Below are 21604 nucleotides of genomic sequence, written 5' to 3' on the forward strand. Positions count from 1 at the left end.
TATCAACTTCGTTGGGAGGTGCATCGTGACAAGCATCGACAAGGAAGTCGACACCGGGCGCACCGTGCAGGTCGGCGGCAGCGAGATCTACTTCAACGAATTCGGGTCCGGCCCCGCGGTCGTGCTGTTGCACGGCGGCGGCCCCGGCGCGACCGGGCTGTCGAACTACGCGCGCAACATCGAGGCCATGGCCGAGCACTTCCGGGTGCTCGTGCTGGATATGCCGGGCTACGGCCGGTCGTCGAAGTACGTCGACCAGTCCGACCCCTTCGGCCATCTGGCCAAGGTGCTCGGGCAGTTCCTCGATGTGCTGGAGGTCGACTCGGCGCACCTGATCGGCAACTCCTACGGCGGGGCGGCGGCACTCCGGCTGGCGATGGACCGACCCGGCAAGGTCGATCGCCTGATCCTGATGGGCCCCGGAGGTATCGGCTCCACCCGTGGGTTGCCGACCGACGGATTGCAGGAGCTGCTCAACTACTACCGGGGCAGCGGTCCCAGTCGCGAGAAGATCATCCGGTTCATCCGCGAGTACCTGGTGTACGACGGTTCGACAGTGCCGGGCGAACTGATCGAGCAGCGCTACCAGGCCAGCATCGACCCCGAGGTGATCGCGAACCCACCGTTGCGCCGGCCCTCCGGCCTGTTCGCCCTGCGCACGCTCGTGCGGATGGACTTCACCCGTGATTCGCGCCTGCGCAAGGTGCCGCACCCCACGCTGGTGGTGTGGGGTGCCGACGACAAGGTGAACCGACCGTCCGGCGGCAGGACGCTCGCCGAGACCATGCCCAACTGCGATCTGTACCTCTTCGCGCGCACGGGGCACTGGGCGCAATGGGAGCGGGCCGAGCTGTTCAACACCCTCGCGGTCGGGTTTCTGAAGGCCGAGCAATGAGTGCTGACCGCGCTTTCGGCGCCGAGTCGGTATTCGGCACGGTTCATCTGGGCTACATCGTGGTGGAGTCCACGCGGCTGCCCGACTGGCAGCGTTTCGGCGCCGAGGCGATCGGTATGCACGTCGATCGGCTCGACCATTCCACGCTGCGCTTCCGCCTCGACGATCACGCGTGCCGGTTCCTGGTGGAGCGCGGACCGCAGGAGGACGTGACCGCGATCGGCTGGCAGGTCGACGATCACGAGTCGTTCGATCGCATAGTGTCCCGTGTGTCGGATCGAGGGGTGCCGATCGTCGAAGGTAGCGCCGAGGACGCGGCACGCCGCGGCGTCGAGCGACTGTGGCGGTTTCCCGGCCCCAAGGGGATCGTGCAGGAGATCTTCACCGTCCCGGTGACCACCCCTGAGCCGCTGCGCATGCTCAGCTCCGGGTGGGTGACCGGCGAAGCCGGTATGGGCCATGTCGCGATCACATCGAGGGAACCGGAATCATTGCGCGGCTACTACGAGACGGTCTTCGACTCCCGGCTCAGCGACTACATCGACGAGAACGTCTCCGGACTCACCCTCAAGATCAGGTTCCTCCGGGTGAACGAGCGGCACCACTCGATCGCGATCGCCAACATCCGCGGGGTGAAGATCGACCCGATCCGAACTCGGGTGCAGCACATCAATATTCAGTCGGGCTCGCTCGACGACGTGCTGGCGGCCTACGGGCGTGTCACCGATCTCGGCTTCCGGATGGCCTGGTCGGTCGGCCAGCACACCAATGATCGTGAGCTGTCCTTCTACTGCATCACTCCCTCCGGATTCGAACTCGAGGTCGGCTGGAATCCGATCGTGTTGGGTCCGGAACGCGAATCCACATGGGAGCCGACCACCTATCAGGGCATCAGTATCTGGGGTCACACGCCGGTCGGCGAGACCGTGCTGGACAAGTTCGCTCAGTTCCGGCAGGTCGTTCGGACCCTGCGGACACCCGAGATCACAGTTCCCCAACTCACCGGAGGCATGGCGCGATGACATCGTTCGACTACGACGTGGTAGTCGTCGGGCTGGGGCCCACCGGTCTGACCCTGGCGAACCTGCTCGGCCGTCGCGGCGTGCGGGTGCTGGTACTCGAGCGTGAGCCGGAATTCTACGGCCTGGCGCGGGCGGTGTACACCGACGACGAAGGCATGCGGATCTTCCAGACCGCCGGTGTCGCCGACGAAGCCTCGGCACAGATGAACCTCGACTGCACCGTGCAATGGGTGCGCAGCGACGGGTCCGTGCTCGCCCAGTTCAACCAGGCCGCACGCCCGCTGGGCTGGCCCGTGGCCAACTTCCTGTATCAGCCCTACCTGGAGAACACCCTCGAGAATGCCCTCGACCGCTATCCGCACGTGACGGTGCGCCGTGGGCGGGAGGTCCTCGGCTTCGACCAGGACGCCGACGGTGTTCTCGTGCGGCATGCCGAATGCCGCGGCACCGGGTACGGCAAACACGACGCCGACACCGATCCGGCCACCGCCGAGGAGGTGCGGGCCGAGTTCCTCGTCGGTTGCGACGGCGGTCGCAGTGTGGTGCGCACGCAGCTGGGCATCGATATGACGGGCACGAGCTTTCCCGAACGCTGGCTCGTTGTCGATCTGCTCGCCAACGACGGTGTCGACGCGTTCCGGCATCTGCCGTACTTCAACTTCGTCTGTGACCCCGAGCTGCCGACGGTGTCGTGTCCGCAGCCTGGCGGGCATCACCGTTTCGAGTTCATGCTCAGCGATGAGCAGAGCAAGGAGGAGATGGAGGACCCCGAACAGGTCCGCAGTCTCATCAGCCGATACGTCGATCCCGACGAAGTGCGGGTCCTGCGCAAACTGGTCTACACCTTCAACGCCGTGGTCGCCGACCGATGGCGGGACGGACGCGTCCTGCTCGCCGGAGACGCCGCGCACATGACGCCCCAATTCATCGGCCAGGGAATGAACTCCGGCGTTCGTGACGCCGACAACCTCTCCTGGAAGCTCGGCGCCATCATCGAGCACGGTGCCGGTCTCGATCTCCTCGACACTTACGAAACGGAGAGACGGCCACACGCCAAGGCGATGATCGACCTGTCGGTGCTGAACAAGAGCATCGTCTCGGTCGACAACAGGCTCGCCGCGGGCGCCCGCGATATCGGCCTGGCCACCGCCCTGAAGGTCCCCGGCCTCAACACGTGGATCCGGGAGGCGAAGATGAAGCCGTCTCCGCGTTTCCGCCGCGGAGCCTACTTCGGACTGCCACGCAAGTGGATTCGTGGTGTGGAGGGCACCCTGGCGCCACAGCCGGAGGTCCGCACCTTCGACGGACGCCACCAGCGCCTCGACGATGCGCTCGGTCTCGGCTTCGCGCTGGTCGGTTACGGTGTCGATCCGCGCGAGGGACTCGGCATCGCACAGCGAAACGCCTTGCAGGTGCTCGGTACCCGGTTCGTCACCGTGTATCCGATCGGTGGCCGTCCGCAGGGTGAGCCGGGAGACGGACGTGCCGCCGCCACCGACTCCGCTGATGTCGAGGACCACACCGGCGACATGGCTCGGTGGTTCGCCAGGGCCGGTGTCGCCAAGGGCGGCACGGTCCTGCTCCGCCCGGACAGGTACGTGTTCGGAACCAGTACGAAATCCGACGCCACCGAGCTGGTCACCGCACTGCTGGCCCGTCTCGCCGTCACCCCCGCGACGCTGACCGCGAATCACAATCCGCTGCGCGCCGTGGCGTCCGCCGCGCCGAGCTCCTTGGAGGAAGCCCGATGACCACAATCGTCGATGGACTGCCCGCCGTCCACGCCGCTGCCGAACGACTCGCGACCGCAACGAACTCGGGCGTACCCGTTGCCGCGGTGCGTGACCTGATCGGTGCCGACGACGTGGGGCTGGCCTACGCGGTGCAGAGCCTCGGCACTCGCCGGCGGATCGACGAGGGCGCCCGCGTCGTCGGGCGCAAGATCGGATTGACCTCCACGGCGGTGCAACGGCAACTCGGTGTCGACCAACCCGATTTCGGTGTGCTCTTCCACGATATGGATGCCGGTGCGACGCCGGTGTCCGAGCGGCCGCGGCTGCTGCAACCCAAGGTCGAGGCCGAACTCGCTTTCGTACTCGGCGCCGATCTGACCGGAGACGACATCCACCCCATCACCGTGCGCGGCGCCGTCGACTACGCCGCACCGGCACTCGAGATCGTGGACAGCCGAATCGCAGGCTGGGACATCACCTTCGGCGACACTGTGGCCGACAACGCGTCGAGTGGCTGGTTCGTGCTCGGCGAACAGCGGCTCTCGCTCGATGATTTCGAGCCGCTCGACATCACGATGGTCATGCGCATCGACGGCGAGATCGTCTCGCGCGGAAAGGGTTCGGACTGCCTGGGCGACCCACTGCTGGCTCTGGCCTGGCTCGCTCGTACCGCCAAGGACCTGGGAGATCCGCTGCGCGCGGGGGAGATCGTGCTGTCCGGCGCGCTGGGACCGATGGCCCCGCTGGTGCCCGGTGCGCGGGTACAGGCCGAACTGTCCCAGCGCTCGGGGTCGCTCGGCACCGTCGACTTCACACTGGAGAAGGAGCAATGAGCCGCACCAAGGTTGCCGTCATCGGATCGGGCAATATCGGCACCGACCTGATGATCAAGGTGTTACGTCTGTCCGACACCCTCGAGATGGCCGCCATGGTCGGCATCGACCCCGATTCCGACGGACTCGCCCGTGCCGGCCGGCTGGGCGTGCAAACCACGGCTCGCGGCGTCGAAGGGCTGATCGCCCTGCCGGATTTCGATGACATCGAGATCGTCTTCGACGCCACCTCGGCCGGTGCGCACAAGGCGAATGCCGCTGCCCTCGCGCCCTTCGGCAAACGTCTGATCGATCTGACACCTGCCGCGATCGGCCCCTTTGTCGTCCCCGCGGTGAACTTGGACCAGCATCTGGCGGGCGACAACGTCAACATGGTCACCTGCGGTGGTCAGGCGACGATTCCGGTGGTTGCCGCCATCGCCCGGGTCACCGCGGTGCCCTACGCCGAGATCGTCGCCTCGATCGCATCGAAATCCGCGGGCCCGGGAACCCGCGCCAACATCGATGAGTTCACCGAGACGACCTCCGAGGCGATCGCCGCGGTAGGCGGTGCCCAGCGCGGACGAGCGATCATCGTGCTCAACCCCGCCGAGCCGCCACTGATCATGCGCGATACCGTGCTGGCACTCATCGACAACGCCGACGTGGAGGTCCACGCGCGGATCAAAGAGTCGATTCTGGCCATGGTGGCCGACGTCGCCGCGTACGTGCCGGGCTACCGGCTGAAGCAGGACGTACAGATCACCCCGGTCGAGGCCGGCGCGCCGCTGCGCACCCTCGTCGGGGACGTCCCGGTCACCCATCGGGTCAGCGTCTTCCTCGAGGTCGAGGGTGCCGCGCACTATCTGCCCGCGTACGCAGGCAACCTCGACATCATGACCTCGGCCGCGGTGCAGGTCGCAGAACGGATCGCGGCATCCACCAAGGAGACCATCCGATGACCACCGAAATCTTCTTGCAGGACGTCACCCTGCGCGATGGCATGCATGCGCTGCGCCACCGCGTCGACCCCGCCACGGTCGCCCGGATCGCCGCCGCGCTCGACGCCGCCGGTGTGGACGCGATCGAGGTCGCCCACGGCGACGGACTCCACGGCGCCAGCCTCACCTACAGACCGGGCAGCCACACCGACTGGGAATGGATCGAAGCAGCCGCGGGTGCGCTGCGGTACGCCCGGCTGACGACTCTGCTGCTGCCTGGAATCGGCACCATCGAGGATCTGCGCCGTGCGTTCGATCTCGGCGTGCGCTCGGTCCGGGTGGCCACACACTGCACCGAGGCCGACATCTCCGCCCAGCACATCGCCTATGCGCGTGAACTCGGCATGGACGTGTCCGGTTTCTTGATGATGAGCCATATGAACAGCCCGGACGGTTTGGCCGACCAGGCGAAGCTCATGGAAACCTATGGTGCGCACTGTGTTTACGTCACCGACTCCGGTGGGCGACTCACCATGGACGGTGTTCGTGAACGCGTCCGCGCCTACCGGGCGGCGCTCGACCCCGGCACCGAAATCGGCATCCACGCCCACCAGAACCTCTCGCTCGCTGTGGCGAACAGCGTCGTCGCGGTGGAGGAAGGAGTGACCCGCGTAGATGCGTCCCTGGCCGGACTGGGCGCCGGCGCAGGCAACACTCCGCTCGAAGCGTTCGTCGCCGTTGCCGACCTGACCGGCTGGGAACACAGCGCGAACCTCGACCAGCTGACCGACGCGGCCGACGACTTGGTGCGCCATTGATGGACCGGCCCGTTCAGGTCGACCGCGAGACCCTGACGCTGGGCTATGCGGGCGTCTACTCGAGCTTCCTGCGTCACGCAGAGAACGCATCGGCCACATACGGTGTCGACGTGCGCACCCTGCTCACTGCTGCCGGTCGGCGGGGACTGGTCGGTGGACAGGAAGACATGATCGCCGACATCGCGCTCGACCTGGTCCGCAATTCCTGAGACTTCCGGCCCGCGCCGGTCGGAAGGTGACGCCGCCGCCGCGTTTTCCACCGCTCGAGCCGGACAGGAGGAATGAACTCGTCGTCGAAAGCCGCGACGTTCTCGTCGGCCTACCGAGTATCGCGTCGGCAAGCCACAGGGCTGTCGCGGGCTGCGTCGTCGAGTACTACAACTCCTCATACAGGGCGTATGCGATCGCGGTGGTCAAGCTGAGCCGGGCGCCCTGGCGTCGGGCTGCGGAGTAGTCCTCATCGCTCATCGCTTCTCGAATCAAGCGCTCGCACGTCTGCTGGTGGACGAGCAGATCGGGAAGCTGGATGGGCGAGGCGCCCACTGATCCGCCGATCTGCTCCGCGGCCGTCGTGAGCACGACCGCGCGCTCGGCGTCATGCTCTTCGGCGGCGATCCAGGCGAGGACTTGTAGGCATGCGCTCGCATTGGTGCGATCGCCGACAGTTCGGCTCATCTGCAACGACTCTGCGAGCAACGTTGTCGTGCGCACCAGATTTCCCTGCCGCCAGAGTGCTACAGCGAGTGACCACAGCACATAGGACCGGTAGATCGTCTCACCATGTTGTTCGGTCAGCGCGAGGGCGTGCTCGTAGCATTCGATCGCTCGGGTAGTGTTGTGTTGCAACTCGTATGTGAGCCCGAGGTTGGTGAGGGCGTCGACCTCGAATTGAACGTGAAGATGCTGCTCATATACGCCGGCCGCCTGCTCGAGATGAGGTCGGGCTGCGGAGAGGTTTCCGCTGAACAGTGCGAGGACCCCGTCGGCGAGGTCGATATGAGCCTGGATCAATGGGCCCGTAGACGGGGTGAGAAACGGTCGCTCTCGGCGTACCAGCGCCGTCGCTGCTGGAAGATCGCCCTGCACTGCGGCCATCAGGCAGGCGGCATAGCTGGCCGCGGCCTGATCGACCGTGAGGGGTTCGGCGCAGCGTGTCAGTAGCCGACTCAACCAGCGTCGGGCCTCGGTGAGCGCACCTTGGGAGAACCAGTACGGCCAGATCGCCGCAGCGATCCGAATTCCGATGTCGGGGCTGGAATCTACGCAGAATTCCAGCGCCTGGCGCAGGTTCGTTTCCTCCCGGCCCAACCGGGTGATGTGTTCGAGCGCTCGGGGACCGGCCCAGTCGGCGTTGGCATCGGCCGCCAGTTGTTCGCACCAGTCTCGGTGGCGGCGACAGAGATCGAGGTAGTCGATTCTCTGCTGTGCCTTCTCTCGACCGTAGTCACGCACGGTGCCGAGCATTCTGAATCGCACGGTGGCGCCCGACTGCTCTCGGGTCAGAATCGATTTTTCGACCAAGAGGGCCAGCGTATCCAGCAGTTCGGCAGCATCGAGATCAGCGCAGATGTGTTGTGCGGCCTCGATGCCGAAGTCCCCGGCGAACACCGAGAGCTGGGCCCACGCCCGTTGTTCGGTCGGAGAACACAAGTCGTGACTCCAGTCGATGCAAGTGCGCAGAGTCTGTTGCCGCGGCGGAGCACCCCTGTGACCACGGGTCAGCAGCGCGAACCGATCGGTCAGCCGCGCCAGAATCTGCTCGGGCGACAGTGCTGACAACCGGGCCGCGGCGAGCTCGATCGGTAGCGGAAGACCGTCGAGCCGCCGACAGATCCGCGCGATCGTGGCCATATTGTCCGCGGTGAGTTCGAACCCCGCGACCACGGCGGCGGCCCGGTCGGCGAACAAGGTCACCGCATCATGCGTCGACGGCAGCTGCGGTGGCCGATCGGGATCGGGAACCGCGAGTGGGTGAATCGGTAACAACGACTCGCCAGCGATGCCGATCGGCTCACGACTTGTGGCAAGTATTCGCAGTCCGGGGCACGCACGGAGCAGGGTTTCCGCGAGCCCGGCCACGGCGGCCGTCATCTGCTCGCAGTTGTCCAGCAAGATCAGCAATTCCCGTCCGGACAGATATTCCACGAGCAGCTCGCGCAACGGCCGCGCCGACCGGTCCGGTAGACCCAGTGCGCCGGCCAGGATCCCCTCCAGAAGTGACTCGTCGTGTACTTCGCCCAGCTCGACGAAGGCAACACCGTCGGCGAAATCAGGCCTCGCGTCGGCGAGGACCTTCACCGCCAGCCGGGTTTTGCCGACACCGCCGATCCCGGTCAACGTCACCAACCTCGAGGTCGACAACGCATTTGTCGCGGCGGCCAGTTCTGTGCGTCGATCGATGAAACTGGTCAATTCCAACGGAACCGCATGATGACCCGAACTCATGGCCGACCTCGGCGGTTGGTGGTCGGGAGGTTCGGATGGGCGGGGCTTGTCGTGTTCGGACGCTACGACGTCAGCGGTGGTGGGGGACAGGGCCATCTCATCGATGGGGAATCCGTGATGGCGCTGGGCCGCTCGGAGCTGCTCGCCCAGCTCCGTCGCCGAGGGGCGGTCGTGGGGGTCGCTGCACATCGCACGTTCGACGACCGCACCGACTTCCTCGGAGATGCCGCGGTCTCGCAGATCCGGGATGGGCTCGGAGGTGATCCGGAGGAATTGAGCTACCAGCTGCTCACCGCTGCGGCGTTCGAAGGCGGCATGGCCGGTGATCGCGGCGAACACGGTGGCGCCGAGCCCGTAGATGTCGGCCGCCGGACCGGGCGGCTCGCCGGCGATCACCTCCGGCGCGGTGAAGGCCGGTGTTCCCGTCACGATGCCGGCGGCGGTGACGAACCCGCCTGCGATGTGCGCTATTCCGAAATCGACCAGCGTCGGCTCGTCATAGGCGGTGAACAGGATGTTCGCGGGTTTGACGTCGCGATGGACGATGCCCGCCCGATGCGCCGTCGCGAGGGCTCCGGCCATCTTCACCCCGACCCGAAGCGCCATCGGCAGCGGGAGCGTTCCGTGATCGCGAATCCGTGCCGCGAGCGATCCGTGGGGATAGAAGGGCATGACGATGAACGGTCGACCGTTGTCGGTCGCGCCCGTGTGCAGGACATCGACGATGTTGGGATGTCCGGTCAGCCTGCCTGCCGCGCGTTGTTCACGGAGGAACCGCGCCACATTGTCGTCGTCGAGATCGGCGAGGAGGACCTTGACCGCAACCACACGGTCGAGCGAAGCCTGTGTGCAGCGAAAGACCGTGCCGAACCCGCCGCGCCCGATCTCCACGGCATCGTCGAATCCGGCCGCGGCCAATTCCGCCACGACCGAACCGGACACACCGCGTTGTGTCGCGTAGGGATCGCCGGTCATCGACTAGGCCGATGCGTCCGATCTCGGCGGCACAGGATTCATGGCCTACCTCTCTACGGCTATCCCAAGAGTATCGCCGGAGCTAGTGCGGAATCATGCAGATCGGGGCCATGCGCCGTAACTCGCCGCAGACATCAGACGGGATGCCCGACCGATCCGCCGAGATCGGTGATGGTCGTCTGAAGCGCCTCGAGGTGATTCTCGAGGACTTGCGCCGGTGTGGCGTCGTGCTCGAGACAAACCTTCGCCGCCGCCGCGGTGGCGATGGCGTGCTGGGCGCCATTGCCCATGAACTTGGTGACCGATCCGGCGATATGGGTCACGCTGATGTGCTTTCCGGCCATCATCAGGTTGTCGAGGTCGGCTGAGTACAGGCACCGGAACGGCACTTCGAACGGTGTGTTGTCGCGGGTGTCCCACTTCCAGTCCCGGAGCCGGAAGTCGTACATCTCGTGGCCGGGGTAGTGGAGACAGAAGGCGCCGGAGTTCCAGGCCACGGTGTCGCCGAACCTCTTGTGCTCACGAATGTCGTTCTCGGTCAGTACATACGGGCCCTTGTACCTGCGGAACTCTCCTTGGCCAGGGACGTGTGCGACCCAGTCGAGTGTCAGGTTCGCGTAGGTCTCGGGTTCGAGAGTCTTGACGTTCGAGAACGTTCCGTAGATCGCTCGCAAGAGGTGGTCACGGATGTGTTCGGCGTCGGTGTAGGGATCGAGGTCGTGGCCGTACTCCCAGAAGTGGGTCAGCGGGGAGAGCATGCGTCGGCGGATGCTCGGGTCGGGGGTGCGGGCGGGTCCTGCCACGGGCCCCGGTGTGTTGTCGACACCGGGGCGTTCGAGCTGTCCGCCGAGGTTGGCGTAGTCCTTGGCCACGTCGACCGCCCAGGGGACGTCGGGGAAGTCGGTCGGCTGGGCTGCTTCCCGGGTTCGGAAGAACAAGGTGTTGCCGTGATGTGATTCGACCCGGTTCTCGGGAGCGAGTGGTTCGTCGAACTCGGCTCGGCTCTCGTAGCCGAACATGGTGTCGGCGCCGGCGAGCAGGCCGAGGATCGCGGTACCGGTGCAGTCGATGAAGACCGCGCCGTGGAATCGGGTCTCCCGCCCGGTGCGGGCTTGCCTGGCGTCGATCGAGGCGATCCGGTCGCCATTACGGGCCAGGTCGTAGATCTGGTGCTCGAGGAATACCGAAACGGTGGGTTCTGCTCGGAGAAGATCGAGCGCGGCGAGATCGCCGTCGTCGGACCGTGCTGAGAGCGCTTTGACGAGGGGACCGGTCTCGCCGCGGGGCGTCAGTCCGATCTCATTGCTCGCATTGCCACCCAGAACCGGGCGGTTCTGGATGAGGGCCACGGACAGGCCGAGCCGGCCTGCCGCGAGTGCGGCCGCACAGCCGGTGACACCCCCGCCCGCGACCACCAGGTCGAATGTTCCGCCGTCGACTGGTTCCCGCGGCAGACCACGCAACCGGCGCCGCCAGGCACGAGCGCCGGGATCGATGCCGTTGGGTGGTTCCGTATCGCTGGTGGTCAGGTAGATGGCATCGCATCGGCCGTCGAACCCGGTCAGGTCGGTGAGAGCGATACTGGTTCGGCCGGACGCCAGGTCGACCCGCCCGGCGTCCTCCCAGTGCCAATTCCGTCCGTTCGCGCCGAATTCGACCGGCAGCCGCTCGCCGTTGACAGAGACGGCGAACCGGCCGGGGTGGTAGTCGGGCACCCAGTCCTTGGCACGCACCCACACGCGGTATCTGCCGGCCGCCTCGATATCGACCACGGTGGTTGCGTCAGCAACGGGGATACCCAGTCCGTGGGCGAGAAGGTACGGCGACCCCATCTCCATCTCGAACTGGGAGTCCAGTGTCCAGCCGCCGAAATCGTCGAACTCCTCGGCCTCGATGAGGATGTGATGGTCGGCGGCTACGGGCTGGTTCTCGGTCATGGGACGTTCCTTCGCATGCGTCGAGTGCGTTCAGTAGTCGCCAGGCTCATCCGACGATGGCCTTGCCGAAAATATTGCGTGCGATGACCCACTTCAGAATCTCGTTGGTGCCCTCGTAGATCTCGCCGATCTTGCTGTCGCGGTAGATCGCCTCGACCGGTCCGGGTGTGGCGTCGGCGGCCAGCTCGCGGGCGAAGCCGAGACCGCCGAACACCTGGACCGCGTCGCGGGCCATGTCGACGGCGAGCCGACTGCCGTAGAACTTGGACATCGAGGCTTCCGGCTCAGGGAAGATCTCGCCGGCGTCGCGGCGCAGGGCTGCCTTGAGATACAAGGTGCGTGCGTTCTCGATCTCGGTCGCCCGCTCGGCCATCAGGAACTGCCAATGCTGATTTGTGGCCAGCTTCCGTCCGAATGCCTCCCGGCTCGACAGATGCGCGACAGCGTGATCGAAGGCGGCCTGCGCCATACCGACACCGGCGGCCGCGCTGCCGATGCGACCGAGCGTGAGGGTGGCGAGGGCCTGACGGAGACCGTGTCCGGGCTCACCACCGAGCAGCGCGTCCGAGGCGATCTTGCGAACTCGGTCTCGGATCTCCCGAGTCTCCGCGGGGGAGAGGAGGTCGTGGTAGAGGCGGTCGGCCTGACGGATGGGATTGTCCAGGGTGGTCATGGGGGCCTTTCGGGTGAGATGTGAGACGACGCGGGTTCGCGTTCAGTCCTGGGAGCGGTTGGCGAGGCAGGCGTGGGCCGAGAACCCGAGGTGGCCCAGTCCGGCTGCTTGCGCGGCGGCCAGCAGTTGGGTGGTCGCCTCGAGGATCCGGGCGCGATGGCCGGTGGCCCGCATTGCTTCCAGGCACATTCCGGCGCCGGCGGCGAACACCGCGATGGTGGCCTGGTCGGTATCGTGCCGTCCGGTCTCGATGGAACGGGCGATGTCCTCGGTCGTGCCGGCCATCATGGCGAGAACGGATCGGGTCACATCGGTGAGCTCAGCCGCCGTCAGACCCTGGCTCAGGGCGTAGGAGGCCGCTTCGGCATATGCGGCGAGCGCTGTGATGTAGAACCCGCCGGCAAAGGTGACATCCAGGACGCTCGCACCGCGTGTCGTGGCCGAGACATGGGTGCAGGTGCCGAGCGCGGAGAGCACTTGTTCGTGCTCCTGCCACACCTGCGTAGGACCCGAGAAGAAGAGCCCATCGGGTGTGCCGACATGCTGGGGATAGCAGAGGATCGCGCCGTCGAGGTACGCGGCACCACGGGCACCGGCCCACCGCTCGATCACCTCGACCTCGTCGGGAGCGCCACTGCCCACGTTGACGAGCGTCGATCCCTCCCACGTGGCAACGGCTTCGAGCGCGGCACGTGTTGTCTCATAGGTAGCGGTGCACGCGAGGACGATGCGTGACGAGCGCACCGCGTTCTCGATGTCATCGACAGCCACGATGCCGTCGCCGACAAGAGCCCGGGCCCTCTCGGGCGTCCTGTTCCACGCCGCCACCACGTTGCCCTGGCGGACCAGCGTTCGTGCCAGGGCCGACCCCATGAGGCCACACCCCACCACCAAGACGTCGTACCGCTTCTCCTGGGATGCGCGCATCGGGTGTATTCCTCCCTGTTGTTGATGAGGCCACACGGTGGCCTGCGGGTGCGGCCTAGCGGTGGTCGGCGGTGTTGTCGACGGGCTCCGTGGTGACCTCGAAGAGAGGGCGTGCGGGATCGGGGAGGTCGTAGAGCGGTGCCAGCGATTCCATGAGGAGCTCGAAGGGCACCAGATCCTCTGGGGCATTGACACCGGGCCGAGCGATGTGACCGCGCAGCAACATTCGCGCGGCCATGGCTGCCGGGATCGCGGTAGCGCCGGCCATGCGCCCGCCGGACCAGCGCTGCATGCTGACGGCCGCGCGGGTGGGTCGACCGTCGAGTTCGCCGTGGGCGAGCGCCCAGAGATTCGGGGTACGGCGAGTTCGGACAGTGTTCGCCGGGCGTTCGATGCCGTCCTCGATCCGGAGTGCGGCGTCGTGCGCGGACACGGTGCCCGCGTCGACGGCGGCCATGATCGGGGCGATCCCGTCGAACCACCAGGTCGGTCCGGACATGACGTTGTAGCACTGCCGGAGTTCGGGGAAGCGGCGTGGCAGGGTGATGGTCTCGGGGTGCCCGATCGTGCGGACGTCGATCTCACCCAGGCCGGGGTAGTGCAGCCGCATCGGCTCCAACGGGGTGACCAGCGATGGCACACTGTCTTTGAGGACCTGGACCTTGCCCGTGCATTCGTGCACGAGGTGCAGCAGCGCGGCGGCAGGGCGGGCACCGCCGGGTTCGCTCTCGGTGCCTGCCACCAGCCAGCCGGTGTAGAGCTCGTGCACCGTGTCGAGTTCGGCGGCGGCACGCGCGGCCAGGACGTTCGACACTCCGGGGCTGGCGCCCATCCCGATGAGGGCGGTGATACCCGCGGCGCGGGCCCGCTCGTCCCATTCGAGGGCGGCGAGAGTCGGTTCCCAGTCGTCGTTGATGTCCACGTAGTCGATTCGGGCGTCGACGGCTGCGCCGAGCACTCGCTCGCCGAAGATCGTGAACGGGCCGAGGGTGCTGACCACCACGGCCGAGCCTTCGAGGTGCGGCACGAGATCATCGGCCAGCGCATCGACGACCACCGGCGTGAGCTTGCGCAGTTCGTTCTCGCCCAGGTCGATCAAGGACAGGGCCGACACATCGCGGTCCAGGACTTTGACCTCGGTGATTTCGTCGAACGAGGTCAGTGTTTCCACTGCCTTGCGTCCCATCGCGCCTGCGCCGCCTACAACTGTTACTCGCATTTCGGGTTCTCCTGATCGTCAGTTCTCGTAGTGCAGGACGCCGTCGTCCACCGACTCGAGCAGTCGTTGGGTGTCGGCGTAGTTCTGGGGGTTGATCCACGGCGCGCGGTTGCCCTGACTGGGGAACTTCCCGACGGCGCGTTGCAGGTAGCCCGAGGTCACATCGGTCACGTAGGGCAGCGAGGGCAGTTCTTCGTCCGCTGTCGCGAGGCGTGGCGTCACGCGGGAGGCGCCGAGTTCGTCCATATGCCGCAGGACGCGGCACCAGTACTCGTTCACGGCCTCGATGCGCAGGGTCCACGACGCGTTGATGAACCCGAAGGCGTAGAACAGGTTCGGCACGCCCGACAGGGCCAGGCCCTTATAGGTCCAGCATCGGCCGATGTCGATCGGGACTCCGTCGACGTCGAATGCGGCCTCACCGCCCATGACCACCTGGAGGCCGGTGGCCTTCACGATCACGTCGGCGTCGATGTGCTGTCCGTCGCGCATCAGCACGCCGGACTCGGTGATGCGGTCGATATGGCCGGTGGCCACGTCGGCGCGACCGTCACGGATGGCGTGGAAGAGATCGGCGTCGGGCACGACGCAGACTCGCTGGTCCCACGGTTCGTAGTCGGGCGTGAAGTGCCTGCGCCGGATGTCCTCGCCGACGACCTCGTCGATGGCCTCGAACAGCAGCTTCTTGAAGGTCTCGGGATGGCGTCGGGCTTGGGCGTAGACCTCTTGCTGGTTGTGCAGATTGCGCAGCCGGATGCGGGAGAACGCCTCCTCGGGTCCGACCTCGCGCCGCAGCTCGACAGCCTCCGGGTCGACTCCGTTCTCGATGTAGACGTAACCGGGGGAGCGCTGGACCATCGTCACCTTCGCCGCTTCGCGGGCCAGGCTGGGAATGAGCGTCACCGAGGTCGCTCCCGAGCCGATGACCGCGATGTTCTTGTCGCGGTAGTCGAGGTCCTCGGGCCAGTCCTGGGCGTGGATCACGAGTCCGTCGAAGGTGTCCTCGCCGGGCAGCGTCGGGTTGAAGCCACCGCGATAGCTGTAGTAGCCGGTGCCGAGATAGACGAACCGGCACCGCAGGGTCTGCCGCCCCGCCGTGGTCTCGACGGTCAGGGTCCACCGGTTGTCGCCGCTGTCCCACGAGGCCGCGACCAGGCGGGTGCCGAACCGGATGCGCTCGAGGAGACCGAACTCGCGGGCGGTGTCCTCGAGGTAGTTCCTGATCGCCTCGCCGGAAGCGATGGCCTCCGGCGCCGTCCAGGGTTTGAAGGCGTAGCCGAGGGTGAACATGTCGCTGTCGGAGCGGATGCCCGGGTACCGGAACAGATCCCAGGTGCCACCCACGCCGTCACGCATCTCCAGGATCGTGAAGGTCTTGTCGGGGCAGTCGCGCTGCAATTGGACCGCCGCCGCGATACCGGAGATGCCGGCCCCGACGACGATCACGTCGTAATCGTTGGTGCTGTTCACGGTGAGTCGACTCTTTCCAGGAAGGTGCGGGTGATCGCCCGCCGGTCGGGTTTGCCGGAGGCGGTGCGCGGCAGCTCGTCGAGCACCGTCCAGTGCTCGGGCACGGCATAGTCGGGCAGCTGAGTGAGGAGGTGGGCCCGTGCGGCGTCGATGTCGAGGGCACTGGTCGGTCTGAGGATGACGGCGACGGCGACGCGTTCCTGCAAGACCGGATCGGGAACCGCGAAGACAGTGGCCTCGGCGACCGCGGGCAGGGCGGAGACTTTCGACTCGACGTGGGCGGGCAGCACTTTCTCGCCGCCCCGGTTGATCACGTCATCGACCCGGCCCGACAGCCAGAGCAGTCCGTCACCGTCGAGGTGGCCGAGATCGCCGGTGCGCAGCCAGGGGCCGCTGATCTTGGCGGCCGTCAGTTCGGGCTGCGCCCAGTACCGGCTCATCCGGGTCGGTCCCGTGACCCAGACTTCGCCCGCCTCGCCCTCGGGCGCGGGCGCGGGCGTACCGTCCTCTCGCGTCACCTGGATGGTGACGCCCGGAAAGGGCAGCCCGACGGACTCGCCTTCGGTGATGATCCGGTCCGGCGGCAGGACGGTGCACCCGGAGGTGAACTCGGTCAGGCCGTAACCGTGCAGGAGCACGAGCTGGGGCCACCGGGTCAGCAGTTCCTCGGACCACGCGGCCGGCATCGGACTGCCGCCGAAGAGCACCACACGCGCCGGTCCGTACGCGGCCGCCGCGTCGTCGGCCACCATGAGCAGCCGCAGGATGCTGGGCACGGCGGTCAGGTAGGTGACCGGCCTGCGGCGCAGCTCGGCCAGCGCGTCGGCGGTGCGGTAGCGGCCGAGCAGGTGGGTGCTGCCGCCCACGGCGAGCAGGGCGCCGAGCTGGTCGTTGAACCCGGTGTTGTGGAACAGCGGGACCAGGACCAGGGTGCTGTCCTCGGAGTTCAGCCCCGCGCAGTCGGCGATGGTCCGCGCCGCGGCGAGGATCGCGCCGTGGGAGAGGACCGCGCCTTTGGGTGTGCCGGTGGTCCCCGAGGTGAAGCTGATGACGGCGTCGTCGTCGGGGCCGGGCCACGGGTGGTCGGCTGCCAGCGGTGGTTGCCGGCAGGCGGCGAGGTCCTCGAGCCGGTAGGTCTGCCGTTCCGAGGCTCGGGCGAGAGCCTCGTGCGCGCCGTCGTGGGCGACGACGCGGGCGTCGAGGAGGTCGCACTGCTCGCGGAACTGCGCGGGGTTGAGGCGGTTGTTGGCGGGCGAGACGATCGCACCCAGCCGCAGCCCGGCCAGGTAGGTGACGACCCAGCCGACGGTGTTGTGGCCGACGAGGACGACCCGGTCGCCGGGACGCACGCCCAGCTGGACCAGGAGGCCTGCGGCACGTTCGGCGCGCTCGCGCAGCTCGGCGTAGGTCAGCCGCAGGTCTCCGTCGACCAGGGCCTCGGCGGTGCCGGCCTGGCCCCACACCGTGTGGGGGAGCGTGCTCATGAGCGCTCCCCGACCAGGCACCGGGCCCGAGCCTGTGCCACGAGCCAGGGAAAGCAGGGCTCGAGTTCCACGCTCATCTCGGGATGCCATTGCAGGCCGAGCACGGGGTGTCCGGGCAGTTCGATCGACTCGATCACACCGTCGGGGGCGTGCCCGGAAGCGATGAGCCCCGTGCCGAGTTGAGCCACGGCCTGGTGATGCCATGAGTTGACGGGGCACCGGTGACCGTAGAGGTGGGCGGCGAGGGTGCCGTCGGCGAAGGTGACCGGGTGCTCCCGTTCCGGTCGCCGGTCCGGGGTGCTCGCCTGGGAGAGGTGGCGCACGGTGGTCTCGACCAGATCGGGAACCAGCGTGCCGCCCAGCGCGACGTTGAGCACCTGATGGCCGCGGCAGATCCCGAGCACCGGGATGTCGCGTTCCAGGGCGTGGCGCACGAGCGAGATCTCGTAGTCGTCGCGCTGCCGGTCGATGGTGAGGACTTCGCCACCTCCACCCGCGGTGGGTGGCGGCCCTCCCCAGACCTCGGGATCGATGTCCTGACCGCCGGTCACGATGAGCGCGTCGATCCGGTCCACGACCTCGGCGCCCGCGCTCTCATAGGGCAGCTGGACCGGGATGCCGCCTGCCTCGGTGACCTTCATGCCGAACTCGGCCCAGAACATATCGACTCGGGCGGTGGCCCACCGCGCGTCGAGCCCGTGCAGCGTGGTAGCGGAGATCCGCCGTCCGGTGATGGCGATCAGCGGTTTCATGCCTGCCTCCTGATATCGGCGACGACGCGGGTCGGACCGCCCTGCCGCATGCGTTCGAAGCCCTCGTTGATCTCGTCGAGCCGCACGAAGGCCGAGAGCATGTCGTCCAGATTCAGCCGTCCCTGCTGGTAGAAACCGACGTAGCGCGGGATGTCGGTGGGGAATTGGTTCGAGCCCAGGAAGGCGCCCTGGAGGCGCTTCTCCGATACGAAGAGTTCCGAGGCGCGGATCGAGACCGGCTGACTGTCGGGAACCAGGCCGAGCACGGTCGCGGTGCCACCGGGACCGAGCATGGCGAAGGCTTGCTCGACGGTGCCCGCGAAGCCGATGGCCTCGAACGAATAGTCGACGCCACCGCCGGTGAGCTCGCGAACCGCCTCGACGCTGTCGGTAGTGGCAGCGTCCACGGTGGCGGTGGCACCGAAGCCGATCGCATCGTCCAGGCGTGCCTTGTTGGTGTCGACCGCGATGATCTCGGCCGCCCCGGCCAGCTTCGCTCCCTGGATCGCGGCGATACCGACGCCCCCGCATCCGAGGACCGCCACTGTCGACCCCGGCTCGACCCGCGCGCTGCGGAACACCGCGCTGATACCGGTGACGACCGCGCACCCGAGCACCGACGCCGCGGCCAGGGGCATCGACTCGGGGATCACCACCAGCGAATGCCGGTGCACGACCATCGCGGTCGCGAACGCGCCCAGCCCAGCCGTCGGGTGCACGGCCTGCCCCACCCCGTTGGTGAGGACCGGACGGGTGCGTTCACGCAGGCGACCACGCCCGGCGCACAGGGTCATCCGCCCGGCGAGGCAGAACCGGCAGGTGCCGCAATACGAGCTCAGACACGTGACGACGTGATCTCCCACGCGCACGCCGGTCACCCGGTCGCCGACGCGGCGGACCACCCCGGAAGCCTCGTGGCCGAGCACCGTCGGGCAACTGGCGGGCCAGACGCCTTCGATCTCGTGCAGGTCGGAACGGCACAGGCCGGCGTAGTGGACGTCGACCAGCACCTCGTCGGGGCCCGGGTCGTCGAGCCGGAGGGTTTCCAGCTCGAGTTTGCCCGGAGCCGTATTGAGGACGGCGGCAACGACTTCTTCGGTCATAGTGCGATCCAGGTGTGCTTGAGGTGCGTGTACTTGTCCAGGGCGTAGGTGCCCTTGTCGGCGCCGTTGCCCGACAGCTTCCGTCCGCCGAACGGGGTGGCGGGCACGCCCTCCTCGTAGGAGTTGACCCAGACGTTGCCGACCTCGAGGCCGCGCGCCATGCGGTGGATGCGCGAGACATCGCGGGTCCACACCGACGCGGCGAGTCCGAATTCGGTGTCGTTGGCCAGGCGCAGCGCCTCCGGCTCGTCCCGGAACGGCTGAACGCACACGACGGGTCCGAAGATCTCCTCGCGGGCGACCTGCATGGAGGCATTGGTCCCGGTGAAGACGGCGGGCGCGACCGTCGATCGATCGGCGTCGACAGCCTGGTCGCTGCCGGTGTGCAGGGTGGCGCCGTCGTGCAGGCCGGAGGTGATGTACTCGAGCACCGTGCCGCACTGGCTGCGGCTGCTCAGCGGCCCGAGATCGGTCGCCGGGTCGAGGGGGTCACCGATGCGCAGCCGCTCCGCGCCGATCCGGACACCTTCGACCACCTCGTCGTAGACCGACTGCTCCACATACAGGCGGCTTCCCGCCGTGCACATCTGTCCGGTGTTGAAGGTGAACGCCCAGACAGCGGTCTTGATCGCGGCCTCGAGATCGGGCGCGTCGGCGAAGATGATGTTCGGCGACTTGCCGCCGAGCTCGAGCGAGACCGTCTTGCCGTTGGACACCGCGGAGTCGCCGAGCAGGCGCAGACCGACTTCGGTCGATCCGGTGAAGGCGATGCAGGCGATGCGGGGATGCCTGCTCAATGCCGTGCCGACGGTGGCGCCGCGCCCGGTGACGACGTGGAACACACCGTCGGGAAGTCCGGCGAGACTGCTCAGTTCCGCGAGCCGGAGCGAGGAGACCGAGGTCTGCAAGGCCGGCTTGAGGATGAGGCTGTTGCCCGCCATCAGGGCGGGCGCGATCTTGAGCATCGCCAGGCTGAGCGGGAAGTTCCAGGGCGTGATGGCCGCGACGACGCCGACCGGTTCGCGGGTGACCAGTGCCAAGGCGTCGGTCAGGCCGCGGGGCGAGGCGTCCATGAGCTTGTCCGCGAGCTGGCCGTACCAGCGCAGCAGCTTCGACGTGGAGGCGACTTCGATCTCGCGGGCGTCGCGGAAGGGCTTGCCCATCTCGCGTGAGACGAGCACGGCGAGTTCGTCGGCGTGCCGGTCGATCAGGTCTGCCCAGGCGATGAGGATCGCGCCGCGGGCCGCCGGCGACATCCTGGACCAGGAGCCACCTTCGAACGTCGCCGTCGCCTTCTTGACCATGCGGTCGACGTCGGTCGCCGAGGCCCCGGGCACGTGGGTGAACACCGCGTCGGCCCACGGATCCCGCAGCGGAAGGGTCTCGAAGTCGGCCGCCTCGGCCCAGCCCCCGCCGTCCCACATCCCGAAGGAGGTGGGGACGGCGGCAGCCAGGTCGCGCAACTGGGCGGGTGTGGCAGACATCAGGCCTCGACTCCGGTGAGCAGCCCGGCGCCTTCGATGTCGCCGAGCACGACCTTCGGGTCCGCCATCTCGCCGTTGTGCTCGACCCAGCCCATGTACGGGTTGGAGGCCGTGTAACCCAAGAGCTCCTGGATCGGCCGCGGGATCTGCTTGACCTCGTCCAGGGACAGCGACAGATAGTGGTTCTCCTCCTGACGGAGGTAGCCGCGGGCGATCCCGAGGATGGCGCCGGTGCGGATCGAGTCCTTGGAGACGTTCTGCCCGCCGCCGTGGTAGGTCCCGCCGAGCCACATGACGGCGGACCCGGCGCTCATCTCGGCGGGGATCGTCTCGCCGTCCTCGGGCATCCGCTCGTCGTCCCACAGGTGGCTGCCGGGGATGACGCGGGTGGCGCCGTTCTCCTCGGTGAAGTCCGACAGGCCGATCATCATGCCGATCGCGTCGGTCTTACCGGGGTGCACGGTGTAGAAGATGCTGTCGTCGCGATGCAGGGGCTGGCGGCCCTGACCCGGGTGGATCTGGATGCACTGGGTGGCGCCGATCTGCAACGTCGGGGTCTCGTCGACACGGTCCTGGCCGTACCACATGCCCTTGGGCGGACACAGGAAATGCTGCGCCGTCCCTTGGAACACGGGGCTGAGCGCGGCCGTATCGAGTCCTCGGGTGTGCTTCAAGATCCTGCCGAGGCGGCGGGTCCTGGTTCCGGCGAAGTACTCGTCCTTGCCGTCCGGCGTCGCCTGCATCAGGGGCAACAGGTCATTCCTGACCGTCTCGAGCTGCTCCGCGGTGAGCAGGTCGGGAAGGCGGACGACGCCGTCCCGTTCCAGGATCTCGATGGCCTCGGCGGCAGTCGTGGCATCGCTGAGCTGTGTGGACATGGTGTTCTTCCTTCGTGTGGGTTGAGGGGTTGCCGT

The 21604-nt window shown here is 67.4% G+C and carries 15 protein-coding genes and 2 pseudogenes; 6 read left to right on the forward strand and 11 right to left on the reverse strand.

Annotation, left to right across the window (positions count from 1 at the left end; genetic code table 11):
• The first annotated feature begins 34 nt into the window (after window positions 1-34).
• The 6 genes and pseudogenes from QH168_RS02600 to dmpG all read left to right on the forward strand — a co-directional run bounded on the left by QH168_RS02600 (window position 35) and on the right by dmpG (window position 6430).
• Window positions 35-895 carry an alpha/beta fold hydrolase gene (locus QH168_RS02600; protein WP_280232869.1) on the forward strand — a complete coding sequence of 287 codons (861 nt, stop codon included), beginning with the start codon at window positions 35-37 and terminating at the stop codon, window positions 893-895.
• Complete coding sequence (locus QH168_RS02605; RefSeq protein ID WP_280232752.1) at window positions 892-1917, forward strand: VOC family protein; 1026 nt, start codon at window positions 892-894, stop codon at window positions 1915-1917. The genes QH168_RS02600 and QH168_RS02605 overlap by 4 nt, the downstream gene beginning before the upstream one ends.
• Window positions 1914-3668 (forward strand): bifunctional 3-(3-hydroxy-phenyl)propionate/3-hydroxycinnamic acid hydroxylase, encoded by a 1755-nt coding sequence (locus tag QH168_RS02610; protein ID WP_280232753.1) that lies wholly within the window; start codon window positions 1914-1916, stop codon window positions 3666-3668. The genes QH168_RS02605 and QH168_RS02610 overlap by 4 nt, the downstream gene beginning before the upstream one ends.
• On the forward strand, window positions 3665-4483 hold the full coding sequence (locus QH168_RS02615) for a 2-keto-4-pentenoate hydratase (RefSeq protein WP_280232754.1): 819 nt from the start codon (window positions 3665-3667) through the stop codon (window positions 4481-4483). Before QH168_RS02610 ends, QH168_RS02615 begins: the two co-directional genes overlap by 4 nt.
• Window positions 4480-5424: an acetaldehyde dehydrogenase (acetylating) gene (locus tag QH168_RS02620; RefSeq protein ID WP_280232755.1), complete on the forward strand. Its 945-nt coding sequence runs from the start codon at window positions 4480-4482 to the stop codon at window positions 5422-5424. Before QH168_RS02615 ends, QH168_RS02620 begins: the two co-directional genes overlap by 4 nt.
• Window positions 5421-6430: pseudogene (dmpG, locus tag QH168_RS02625) on the forward strand (4-hydroxy-2-oxovalerate aldolase). Before QH168_RS02620 ends, dmpG begins: the two are co-directional and overlap by 4 nt.
• A gap of 166 nt (window positions 6431-6596) precedes the next feature.
• On the opposite strand, the gene QH168_RS02630 reads toward dmpG, so the two are convergent.
• The 11 genes and pseudogenes from QH168_RS02630 to QH168_RS02680 form a co-directional block, all read right to left on the reverse strand.
• Entirely contained in the window at window positions 6597-9641 is a 3045-nt protein-coding gene (locus tag QH168_RS02630; RefSeq protein WP_280232756.1) for a protein kinase domain-containing protein, read from the reverse strand.
• 134 nt (window positions 9642-9775) lie between these two features.
• Window positions 9776-11578, reverse strand: coding sequence for an FAD-dependent oxidoreductase (locus QH168_RS02635; protein ID WP_280232757.1), 1803 nt, complete (start codon window positions 11576-11578; stop codon window positions 9776-9778).
• Window positions 11579-11624: 46 nt separating this feature from the next.
• Window positions 11625-12155 (reverse strand): annotated as a pseudogene (locus QH168_RS02640) (acyl-CoA dehydrogenase family protein); the annotation flags it as partial.
• Between the two features lie 138 nt (window positions 12156-12293).
• Entirely contained in the window at window positions 12294-13178 is an 885-nt protein-coding gene (locus tag QH168_RS02645; RefSeq protein ID WP_280232758.1) for an NAD(P)-binding domain-containing protein, read from the reverse strand.
• A 55-nt stretch (window positions 13179-13233) separates the two neighbouring features.
• Window positions 13234-14397: a saccharopine dehydrogenase family protein gene (locus QH168_RS02650; RefSeq protein ID WP_280232759.1), complete on the reverse strand. Its 1164-nt coding sequence runs from the start codon at window positions 14395-14397 to the stop codon at window positions 13234-13236.
• Window positions 14398-14415: 18 nt separating this feature from the next.
• Window positions 14416-15867 carry a flavin-containing monooxygenase gene (locus tag QH168_RS02655; protein ID WP_280232760.1) on the reverse strand — a complete coding sequence of 484 codons (1452 nt, stop codon included), beginning with the start codon at window positions 15865-15867 and terminating at the stop codon, window positions 14416-14418.
• Window positions 15864-17351, reverse strand: coding sequence for a class I adenylate-forming enzyme family protein (locus QH168_RS02660; protein ID WP_280232761.1), 1488 nt, complete (start codon window positions 17349-17351; stop codon window positions 15864-15866). Before QH168_RS02660 ends, QH168_RS02655 begins: the two co-directional genes overlap by 4 nt.
• Window positions 17348-18103, reverse strand: coding sequence for a gamma-glutamyl-gamma-aminobutyrate hydrolase family protein (locus QH168_RS02665; protein ID WP_280232762.1), 756 nt, complete (start codon window positions 18101-18103; stop codon window positions 17348-17350). The genes QH168_RS02660 and QH168_RS02665 overlap by 4 nt, the downstream gene beginning before the upstream one ends.
• The gene (locus tag QH168_RS02670; RefSeq protein ID WP_280232763.1) at window positions 18100-19206 is read right to left on the reverse strand and encodes a Zn-dependent alcohol dehydrogenase; all 1107 of its coding nucleotides are present in this window, start codon (window positions 19204-19206) and stop codon (window positions 18100-18102) included. Before QH168_RS02670 ends, QH168_RS02665 begins: the two co-directional genes overlap by 4 nt.
• Window positions 19203-20690 carry an aldehyde dehydrogenase family protein gene (locus QH168_RS02675; RefSeq protein WP_280232764.1) on the reverse strand — a complete coding sequence of 496 codons (1488 nt, stop codon included), beginning with the start codon at window positions 20688-20690 and terminating at the stop codon, window positions 19203-19205. The genes QH168_RS02670 and QH168_RS02675 overlap by 4 nt, the downstream gene beginning before the upstream one ends.
• The gene (locus tag QH168_RS02680) at window positions 20690-21568 is read right to left on the reverse strand and encodes a phytanoyl-CoA dioxygenase family protein (RefSeq protein ID WP_280232765.1); all 879 of its coding nucleotides are present in this window, start codon (window positions 21566-21568) and stop codon (window positions 20690-20692) included. Before QH168_RS02680 ends, QH168_RS02675 begins: the two co-directional genes overlap by 1 nt.
• Window positions 21569-21604 lie beyond the last annotated feature (36 nt).

It is taken from the genome of Nocardia cyriacigeorgica, assembly GCF_029868385.1.
Lineage (GTDB): Bacteria > Actinomycetota > Actinomycetes > Mycobacteriales > Mycobacteriaceae > Nocardia > Nocardia cyriacigeorgica_F.

What these genes read in the sequence shown, in the direction of transcription:
- QH168_RS02665 (WP_280232762.1), bottom strand. Translation starts at nt 18,103, where the DNA reads ATGAAACCGCTGATCGCCATCACCGGACGGCGGATCTCCGCTACCACG.
- QH168_RS02620 (WP_280232755.1), top strand. Translation starts at nt 4,480, where the DNA reads ATGAGCCGCACCAAGGTTGCCGTCATCGGATCGGGCAATATCGGCACC.
- QH168_RS02605 (WP_280232752.1), top strand. Translation starts at nt 892, where the DNA reads ATGAGTGCTGACCGCGCTTTCGGCGCCGAGTCGGTATTCGGCACGGTT.
- QH168_RS02660 (WP_280232761.1), bottom strand. Translation starts at nt 17,351, where the DNA reads ATGAGCACGCTCCCCCACACGGTGTGGGGCCAGGCCGGCACCGCCGAG.
- QH168_RS02610 (WP_280232753.1), top strand. Translation starts at nt 1,914, where the DNA reads ATGACATCGTTCGACTACGACGTGGTAGTCGTCGGGCTGGGGCCCACC.
- QH168_RS02650 (WP_280232759.1), bottom strand. Translation starts at nt 14,397, where the DNA reads ATGCGAGTAACAGTTGTAGGCGGCGCAGGCGCGATGGGACGCAAGGCA.
- QH168_RS02635 (WP_280232757.1), bottom strand. Translation starts at nt 11,578, where the DNA reads ATGACCGAGAACCAGCCCGTAGCCGCCGACCATCACATCCTCATCGAG.
- QH168_RS02615 (WP_280232754.1), top strand. Translation starts at nt 3,665, where the DNA reads ATGACCACAATCGTCGATGGACTGCCCGCCGTCCACGCCGCTGCCGAA.
- QH168_RS02630 (WP_280232756.1), bottom strand. Translation starts at nt 9,641, where the DNA reads ATGACCGGCGATCCCTACGCGACACAACGCGGTGTGTCCGGTTCGGTC.
- QH168_RS02670 (WP_280232763.1), bottom strand. Translation starts at nt 19,206, where the DNA reads ATGACCGAAGAAGTCGTTGCCGCCGTCCTCAATACGGCTCCGGGCAAA.
- QH168_RS02645 (WP_280232758.1), bottom strand. Translation starts at nt 13,178, where the DNA reads ATGCGCGCATCCCAGGAGAAGCGGTACGACGTCTTGGTGGTGGGGTGT.
- QH168_RS02675 (WP_280232764.1), bottom strand. Translation starts at nt 20,690, where the DNA reads ATGTCTGCCACACCCGCCCAGTTGCGCGACCTGGCTGCCGCCGTCCCC.
- QH168_RS02680 (WP_280232765.1), bottom strand. Translation starts at nt 21,568, where the DNA reads ATGTCCACACAGCTCAGCGATGCCACGACTGCCGCCGAGGCCATCGAG.